This window comes from Actinobacillus ureae ATCC 25976, assembly GCF_000188255.1.
Classification (GTDB): domain Bacteria; phylum Pseudomonadota; class Gammaproteobacteria; order Enterobacterales; family Pasteurellaceae; genus Actinobacillus; species Actinobacillus ureae.
The window spans coordinates 1,186,347-1,195,581 of the sequence record NZ_GL831080.1 but is presented as its reverse complement, the minus strand read 5'-3'; the positions used below and the strand labels follow the sequence as shown (position 1 = coordinate 1,195,581).

Annotated in this window: 8 protein-coding genes; 5 read left to right on the top strand and 3 right to left on the bottom strand. The window is 40.5% G+C overall.

What is annotated here, in order from left to right; all coding sequences use genetic code 11:
• Positions 1-76: 76 nt before the first annotated feature.
• Entirely contained in the window at positions 77-1,747 is a 1,671-nt protein-coding gene (glnS, locus tag HMPREF0027_RS05605) for a glutamine--tRNA ligase (protein ID WP_005622910.1), read from the bottom strand.
• A 151-nt stretch (positions 1,748-1,898) separates the two neighbouring features.
• Positions 1,899-2,465, bottom strand: coding sequence for an elongation factor P (efp, locus tag HMPREF0027_RS05600; RefSeq protein WP_005622909.1), 567 nt, complete (start codon positions 2,463-2,465; stop codon positions 1,899-1,901).
• A gap of 151 nt (positions 2,466-2,616) precedes the next feature.
• On the opposite strand from efp, the gene HMPREF0027_RS05595 reads away from it, so the two are divergent.
• Positions 2,617-3,174 carry a hypothetical protein gene (locus HMPREF0027_RS05595; RefSeq protein ID WP_005622908.1) on the top strand — a complete coding sequence of 186 codons (558 nt, stop codon included), beginning with the start codon at positions 2,617-2,619 and terminating at the stop codon, positions 3,172-3,174.
• Between the two features lie 87 nt (positions 3,175-3,261).
• A complete protein-coding gene (epmB, locus tag HMPREF0027_RS05590) occupies positions 3,262-4,263 on the top strand; it encodes an EF-P beta-lysylation protein EpmB (protein WP_005622907.1) in 1,002 nt (333 codons plus the stop codon).
• A gap of 103 nt (positions 4,264-4,366) precedes the next feature.
• Here epmB and asnS read toward each other — a convergent pair whose 3' ends face one another.
• Complete coding sequence (gene asnS / locus HMPREF0027_RS05585; protein WP_005622906.1) at positions 4,367-5,770, bottom strand: asparagine--tRNA ligase; 1,404 nt, start codon at positions 5,768-5,770, stop codon at positions 4,367-4,369.
• Between the two features lie 536 nt (positions 5,771-6,306).
• Here asnS and sbcB point away from each other — a divergent pair.
• From sbcB to HMPREF0027_RS05570, 3 genes are read left to right on the top strand one after another with little or no spacing between them, the layout of a single operon-like run.
• On the top strand, positions 6,307-7,854 hold the full coding sequence (gene sbcB / locus HMPREF0027_RS05580) for an exodeoxyribonuclease I (protein ID WP_005622904.1): 1,548 nt from the start codon (positions 6,307-6,309) through the stop codon (positions 7,852-7,854).
• A gap of 16 nt (positions 7,855-7,870) precedes the next feature.
• Positions 7,871-8,461: a DNA glycosylase gene (locus HMPREF0027_RS05575; protein WP_044024304.1), complete on the top strand. Its 591-nt coding sequence runs from the start codon at positions 7,871-7,873 to the stop codon at positions 8,459-8,461.
• 3 nt (positions 8,462-8,464) lie between these two features.
• Positions 8,465-9,223, top strand: a complete 759-nt coding sequence (locus HMPREF0027_RS05570; protein WP_005622894.1) for a PHP domain-containing protein — start codon at positions 8,465-8,467, stop codon at positions 9,221-9,223.
• Positions 9,224-9,235 lie beyond the last annotated feature (12 nt).

The window sequence follows — 9,235 nt, the reverse complement described above, 5'->3', positions numbered from 1 at the left end:
AATACAGAACTCAGTCCTTAAATTAAACAATCTAACTTTTTGGGGTCAGATCATATTTGACCGCTTATCATTAAAATTAAGCTGTAAAACCTTCTTTTAAACTTACAGTTAAGTTAAATACTAAGTTTTCAGCCGAACCGTCTTTACTGTCTAAACAGTAATAGCCTTCACGTTCGAATTGGTAGCCTTGTTCCGCTTTTGCATTAACGAGGATCGGCTCAACGAAGCCGTGTTTGATTACCAATGATTCCGGGTTTAATACCGCATTAATATCATCTTCCGCGCCTGGGTTTGCTACCGTGAATAAACGGTTGTAAATACGGAATTCAGCCGGTTTGTTATCTTCCGCTGATACCCAGTGAATTACCCCTTTCACTTTGCGACCATCAGCAGGATTTTTACCTAAAGTTTCCGGATCGTAAGTACAGAAAATGGTAGTGATTTTACCGTTTTCGTCTTTTTCTACACGCTCAGCTTTAATTACATAAGCATTACGTAAGCGCACTTCTTTGCCTAATACTAAACGTTTGTATTGCTTGTTTGCTTCTTCACGGAAGTCCGCTTCATCGATATAAAGTTCACGAGTAAACGGTAAATCACGCTCGCCCAATTCCGGACGATTCGGGTGATTCGGTGCTTTTAAGATTTCTTTATCGCCAAAGTTTTCAATCACAACACGAACAGGGTTGATTACTGCCATTGCGCGTGGTGCGTTTTCGTTTAAATCTTCACGGATACACGTTTCAAGCGCTGAATATTCCACAACGTTATCTTGTTTTGTTACACCTATACGGCGGCAGAATTCACGTAATGAAGCCGGAGTATAACCACGACGACGTAAACCTGAAATAGTAGGCATACGCGGATCATTCCAGCCGTCCACCGTGCCGTCTGTCACTAATTTCAATAATTTACGTTTAGAAGTGAGTGTACCTTCTAAGTTCAAACGAGAAAATTCATATTGGTGCGGTAATGGACGCTCGATAGAAATATTTTCAAGTACCCAATCGTATAAACGGCGGTTATCTTGGAATTCAAGCGTACATAACGAGTGAGTAATGCGCTCAATCGCATCCGAAATACAGTGTGTAAAATCGTACATCGGATAGATGCACCATTTATCACCAGTTTGGTGATGGTGAGCAAATTTGACACGGTAGATTACAGGGTCACGCATTACGATAAACGGTGATGCCATATCAATTTTGGCACGTAAACACGCTTTGCCTTCTTCAAACTCACCGTTTTTCATTTTTTCAAATAACGCTAAGTTTTCTTCCACGCTACGGTCACGGTATGGGCTGTTTTTGCCCGGCTCAGTTAACGTACCACGATATTCACGCATTTCATCCGGCGAAAGTTCATCAACATAAGCTAAACCTTTGTTGATTAACTCAATTGCATAGCCGTAAAGTTGATCAAAATAGTCAGATGCATAACGCGGTTCGCCTTCCCATTTAAAACCTAACCATTTTACGTCTTGTTTGATTGAATCAACGTATTCAACATCTTCTTTTACCGGATTCGTATCATCAAAACGAAGGTTACATAAGCCTTTATATTCTTGGGCAATACCGAAGTTTAAGCAGATAGATTTTGCGTGACCGATATGTAAGTAGCCGTTCGGCTCAGGTGGGAAACGAGTGTAAACGTTATTGTGTTTACCGCTTTTTAAATCTTCATCAATAATATGGGTAATAAAATTCGCACGGGTTTCCGGCGCATTTTCTAAAATTTCTTCTGTCATAATTGTTCTCTGTTGCCTTTAAATAAAAATAACAGGGTATTCTACACTGTATTGTGAGCTTCATAAAGCAGCAAACGGTGAGAAATAAAAAAGCGGTCGAATTGTTTGCAAAATTTGCAAGAAATTCGACCGCTTGTACTCTTATCAGAGATTATTTTACACGTGAAACGTATTCGCTTGAACGAGTATCAACACGGATTACTTCGCCGATTTGTACGAATAATGGTACACGAACAACTGCACCTGTGCTTAATGTCGCCGGTTTACCACCAGTACCTGCTGTATCACCTTTTAAGCCTGGATCTGTTTCAACAACTTCTAATTCAACGAAGTTTGGTGGAGTTACAGAAATCGCAGAACCGTTCCATAACGTGATGATACATTCAGCTTGGTCAACTAACCATTTGTCGTTGTCGCCTAATGCTTTTTGGTCTACAGAGATTTGTTCGAATGTTTCAGGGTGCATAAAGTACCAGAAATCTTCGTCTTTGTATGAGTAAGTGTAGTTGTAATCTACAACATCCGCTGCTTCAACAGAAGTACCTGATTTGAAGTTGATCTCTAATACTTTGCCAGAGATTAATTTACGGATTTTAGTACGGGTAAATGCTTGACCTTTACCCGGTTTAACGAATTCGTTTTCAACGATTACACAAGGTTCGCCATCTTGGATGAATTTTAAACCCAGTTTGAAGTCATTAGTGCTGTAACTAGCCATTGTTTCCTCAATTATTTAACAATAAATTAACAAAATTTGAAAACCCACTATTGGATTTGTCAAAAAGACCCATATAATATAGTAATTAGCGAAAGATCTCTAAAAGTTTTTACGCTATAGTTTAAAAATCTTATGATATAAGGGAAACTCAATGAAAAAAGTTATTACTCTTTCTGCAATCATTGCTTTATCGATTGCAACGGTTGCGGAAGCAAAGCGTGGTAGTTTATCTCGTTCGGTAACAGGTAAACCGATTGCGGCACAAAAAACACAATCTATTCATTCAAATGCGCAAAAAGATGCGACATTTGATAATACGCAAAATCGTGCGATCCCGAATCAACAGCCTCAAGCAAATGGTGGAAACCGTTTAGCGAGCTTTGCAACAGGTGCGGCAGCAGGTTATGTATTAAGTGAAATGCTTGCACCGACAGCGGCTCAGGCTCAAACACAGCAAGCAGCAACGGCAGCGCGACCGCAAGAGGTCGAAAATGCAAAAAATATTGCAAATAGTGTACCGGCTACAGTGGCAACGTTTAAGAGCATTGGTGGTCAAATTGATCCGTTCTTAGTAGAGAAAACTGATGGGTACCGTCGTTATTGTATTTCTGGCGTGCAGTATTTAATTGCAGCACAAGGTAGTCCATCTGCACCTGTTGTAATGGTTAATCCAAACGGTTCACCACTTGCGTGTAATTTAGTACAATAATTTCTTATTTTGCGGAGGGGCGTAGTATTACGCCCTTTTTGTTTTTCTATCAATATTTAGGGCGTACGTAGCACGCCTCTATGAATTATGCAACTAGTCCAAATTGAATCTTCCAAACCCCAATGGCTTATTGATTTAGCACAAGCATTCAATGATCCTATCGCTTTATTAGAACATCTGGAGCTTAATCCGAAAGAGTTTGAAACGGCGATAACGGCACGTAAGTTATTCGCGTTGCGTGTGCCTCGCCCGTTTGTCGGAAAAATGCGAAAAGGCGATAAAAATGATCCGCTTTTTTTACAAGCAATGTCGGCGGCGGAAGAGTTTTTACAGATGCAAGGCTTTGTGAAAGATCCCTTGGAAGAACAGCATAGCCCTGCCCCCAATATTTTGCATAAATACCATAATCGTTTGCTGTTTATGATTAAGAACAGTTGTGCGATCAATTGTCGTTATTGTTTTCGCCGTCATTTCCCTTATGATGAAGTAAAAAGCGGTAAAGCGGTTTGGCAGCAAGGATTAGACTATATTGCGGCACATACAGAATTAGAAGAAGTGATTTTCTCCGGCGGCGATCCGCTCATGGCAAAAGACAGTGAATTAAACTGGCTGATTTCCGCTTTGGAACAGATTCCGCATATCAAAACATTGCGTATTCATACCCGTTTGCCGGTGGTGATTCCGAGCCGCATTACCGAGCAATTATGTAACCGATTATCAAAATCTCGTTTAAAAGTCGTGATAGTAACCCATATTAATCACCCTAACGAAGTGGATGAAGTCTTAGTCGATAGACTGAATCAATTGCGCCAAGCAAATGTTGTGTTACTCAATCAATCCGTTTTATTGAAGGGGATTAATGATAATGCGCAAACATTGAAAGTATTAAGTGATAAATTATTTGATAGCGGTGTACTGCCGTATTATTTACATTTGTTGGATAGAGTGGAAGGGGCGAGTCATTTCTTTATTGAGGATCAACAAGCAGCAGAAATTTATAAAGAATTGCAACGAATTAGTTCGGGTTATTTAGTACCGAAATTAGCTAGAGAAATTGCGAGAGAGCCAAATAAAACATTGATGGGATAGGGTAGTTCAACAAGCGGTTAAGTTTTGCTGATTTTTTGCAAATTTTGACCGCTTATATGCAAAAGGGCGAATAAGATTATTCGCCCTTTTTTGTTAGTCTCGATTAGAAATTCGCATTACGTGGTGCACGTGGGAATGGAATTACTTCACGGATATTTTGTAAACCAGTTACATAAACGATTAAACGTTCAAAACCTAAGCCGAAGCCAGAATGTGGAACTGTACCGTATTTACGTAAATCACGATACCACCAGTAATCTTCAGGATTTAAGCCCATTTCAACCATGCGAGCGTCTAATACGTCTAAACGTTCTTCACGTTGTGAACCACCGATAATCTCACCGATTCCCGGTGCTAATACGTCCATTGCCGCCACGGTTTTACCGTCATCATTTAAGCGCATATAGAATGCTTTAATGTCTTTCGGATAGTTTTTCACAACTACCGGCGATTTGAAATATTCTTCCGCTAAGAAACGCTCGTGTTCAGAAGAAAGATCGATACCCCAAGAAACTGGGAACTCAAATTCTTTACCTGATTTTAATAAAATTTCAATCGCGTCGGTGTAATCAACTTGTGCGAACGACGAAGCAATAAAGTTTTCTAAGCGAGTAATAACATCCTTATCAATGTGTTTTGCGAAGAATTGCATATCGTCTTTACGCTCTTCAAGTACCGCTTTAAATACATATTTCAGCATATCTTTCGCTAATTTTGCATTGTCCGCTAAGGTTGCGAATGCAAATTCAGGTTCAACCATCCAGAACTCTGCTAAGTGGCGAGTGGTATTTGAGTTTTCCGCGCGGAATGTCGGGCCGAACGTATAAACTTTGCTTAATGCACAAGCGTAAGTTTCACCGTTTAACTGACCTGATACGGTTAAGAAAGACTCTTTACCGAAGAAATCTTGGCTGAAATCAACTTTGCCTTCGTCTGTGCGTAGTAAGTTTTCTAAATCTAATGTTGAAACACGGAACATTTCGCCCGCGCCTTCGGTATCCGATGCAGTAATAAGCGGAGTTGCTACCCAGTAGAAACCTTGCTCATTAAAGAAACGGTGAATTGCTTGTGCTAAGCAGTGACGAACACGTGCGACTGCACCGATTAAGTTAGTACGAGGACGTAAGTGCGCCACTTCACGTAAATATTCGATAGAGTGACGTTTTGCCGCCATCGGATAAGTATCAGGATCTTCAACCCAACCTACCACTTCTACCTGTGTTGCGTGTAATTCAACCGCTTGACCTTCTGCCGGAGATTCAACCACTTTACCGGTTACGATAACCGAACAACCTGCGGTTAAACGTAACACTTCATCGTTATAATTTACTAAATCTTTATTAATGATCGCTTGGATCGGATCAAAACAAGAACCGTCATAAACGGCTAAAAATGATAAACCTGCTTTTGAGTCACGGCGGGTACGTACCCAACCACGTACTGCAACTTCTTCGCCTACCGCAACTTTGCCTGATAGGATCTCCGAAACTGTTGGAAATTTAGACATTGAATACCTCAATCTTTATTGCGAGTTTTATAGAAAAATAATCGTTCGGTATTTTACAAGAATAAGTAAGGAAATAAAGGGAATTGTCGATTTTTTTCTGCATTTTCGTTGCTAGAACAAGAATTTGCTAAAAATTCTTCGTGCTTTTAATCAGATTACAAATTACTGATGCTCAAAAATAAGGCAATGTAAGAAAAAATTCAAAGAATCTGCCATATTATGCAGTTCAGTATAAATTTCTCACACAGTGAATTTATCTAACTTATTGATATATAAGAAAAAAATAAATAAATGCAAAAAAATTTAAATTTTTTAATATTTTTGTGAACTTTCTGAAATCCGTCCAGTCATACTTAACGCTAACTGAACAGAATTCATGTAAGTTTTTTTCATTTCCTTAGGTAAGACCTCCCTCGGCATCGCTTTCTTGGTGTCGGGTTTTTTTCTATCCATAATTCCCTTATTTGTATTTCCTGCAAATTTAACCGCTTAACTATGTTACAATATGACTAATTTTTCCTAAATTGAAGCGATCAATGAATAAAAATCTTACTTTTTTCTTTTATGATTACGAAAGTTTTGGTGTGAGTCCGGCGTTAGATCGTCCGGCACAGTTTGCCGGTATTCGTACCGATAGTGATTTTAATATCATCGGTGATCCGGTGATGTTTTATTGTAAGCAAACACCGGATTATTTACCTTCGCCTGAGGCGGTGATGGTGACGGGCATTACTCCGCAACAGTGTAACGCTGAAGGTGTGTCGGAACCGGAATTTGCCGCACGAACCCACGCTGAATTCAGCCAACCGAACACTTGTATTTTAGGCTATAACAATATTCGTTATGATGATGAAATGACCCGTTATACCTTTTTCCGAAATTTCGTTGACCCGTATGAATATAGCTGGAAAAACGGTAATTCTCGTTGGGATCTGTTAGATCTTGTTCGAGCTTGTTATGCACTACGTCCGGATGGTATTGAATGGGTAACAGACGAAAACGGTGTGCCGAATTTCAAATTAGAGAATCTCACTAAAGCGAACGGCATTGCTCATGAAAATGCGCACGATGCAATGGCGGACGTTTACGCCACGATTGCGATGGCGAAATTGATTAAGCAAAAACAGCCGAAACTTTTCCAATTTTTCTTTGAAAATCGTGGTAAGAAAGAAATTAAGAAAATGATTGATACCGGTGAAATGACCCCGTTGGTACACGTTTCCGGTATGTTTGGCAACGCACGAGGCAATACTGCTTGGATTGCACCGATTGCATGGCACCCAACTAACCAAAATCAAGTATTATGTTGCGATTTATCAGGCTATGTTAGCGCATTATTGACGGACTCGGCAGAGGAATTACGTACCCATTTATACACTAAAAAAGAAGAGTTGCCGGAAAATGTTGCACCTGTGCCGTTAAAAGGTGTGCATATTAACCGTTGTCCAATTATTGCACCGGCAAAGGTGTTGTTACCTGAAAATGCGGCTCGTTTAGGTATTGATCGTGAGCGTTGTTTAGAAAATCTCAAATTACTGAAAGCAAATAAAAGTTTAGTACGAGAGAAAGTGACCGAAATCTTTATGGAAGAACGGAGCTTTGAAGCTTCGGCAAATGTAGAAACCACGCTATATGACGGCTTTTTCTCACCGGCGGATAAAAATAATATGGCGATCTTGCGAACGTTACAGCCGCAAGAATTGGAGCATCACGGCTTACAGTTTGCTGATGAGCGAGTAGAGGCATTGTTATTTCACTATCGTGCCAGACATTATCCCGAAACATTAAGTCGAGCCGAGCAAATCAAATGGCAGAAATATTGTCATCAGCAAATAGATGCCAAATCGGCTCAATTTGCCGAGTCGATTGATAACTTATTCCAAATTCATCACGATAATCCGGAAAAGGTAAAATTATTGGAAGATTTGACGGCTTACGCTGCTCAAATTGCTGAATTTCAAATGGTTAAACATACCGCTAATGCACAGAGTGATGAACAGCTGGTTTCAGCCTTAAATCAAGTGGCGGAACAAGGTGTGGACAAAGCGGCAAAATTAGCAATGCTCAAAGCACTGATTAAATAAGTTGGAGAGAATGACTATGCAACAACCTTTAGAACATCACCCGTTTCAACCGGTTTTACCGGAATCAGCTATCGTGGTGATGATGGGGACTTTTCCGCCAACAGGCGAAAAACGCTGTATGGAATTTCATTACCCAAATTTTCAAAATGATATGTGGCGCATTATGGGAGCGGTTTTCTATGATGATACCGACTATTTCCGTGTTGGTGATGAGAAACGTTTTGATCCCATAAAAATCGAAGCATTTTTACGAGAAAAAGGCATTGCGTTGTGTTCATCTGCACAAACGGCAATTCGCTTAAAGGGTAACGCTTCGGATAAGGATTTAAAAATCGTTGATCCGGTAGATATGCCGCAATTATTAACAACCTTACCCCATGTAAAATGGATTTTTACCACCGGCGGTTTGGCAACAGATACCTTACTCGGTTTATTAAATGAAAAAATAAAAGCACCGAAAATGAATGAATGGATTCCCTATCCATACTGTGCTGATAGGGAACTTTTTCTTTACCGTTTGCCTTCTACTTCTCGGGCTTATCCATTGAGTTTATCCAAGAAAATCGAAGCATATCGACAATTTTTTATTCAAGCAGGATTAGTTTAACGCATGAAATATGATTTACATTCACACAGTACCGCATCGGACGGTATGCTTAGCCCAGCCGAACTGGTTCAGCGTGCGTTAGAGCAACAAATCGAAATGCTTGCTTTAACCGATCACGATACCGTGGAAGGGATTCAAGAAGCGAAGCAAGCGGCACAGGGGCAGCCGATTAGCTTGATTGCTGGCGTAGAAATTTCTATCGTTTGGGAAGGTAAAAGTATCCATCTTGCCGCATTAAATGTCGATGATACGCATCCTGCATTGGTTGCAGTGTTAGATAAGCAGGCGTTATTACGTGAGCAAAGAGCGGTCGAAATCGGTGAAAAACTTGCGAAAGCCGGTATTCCAAATGCGTATGAAGGAGCAAAGGCGTTAGCAAATGGTGAAGTGACTCGTGCGCATTATGGGCGTTTTTTACACGAGAACGGTTATGTGCGAAATATCGAACACGCTTTTAAAAAATATCTCGGTGGCGGTAAGCCGGCTTACGTTAAGCCAATGTGGTGCAGTTTAGAAGAAGCGATTGAAGTCACCCATCAAGCCGGCGGTGTGAGTTGTATTGCTCATCCGTTGCGTTATAAATTAACCGGACGCTGGATTCGCCGCTTAATCGCTGACTTTAAATTAGCCGGCGGTGATGGCATTGAGGTTGCCGGTTGCGGACAAACACCGGATCAACGCCAATTGATCGCACGTTGGGCAAAAGAGTTTGATTTATACGCTTCGGTCGGTTCGGATTTCCATTACCCGACTGGTTGGTAGAGCTTGGTAGAG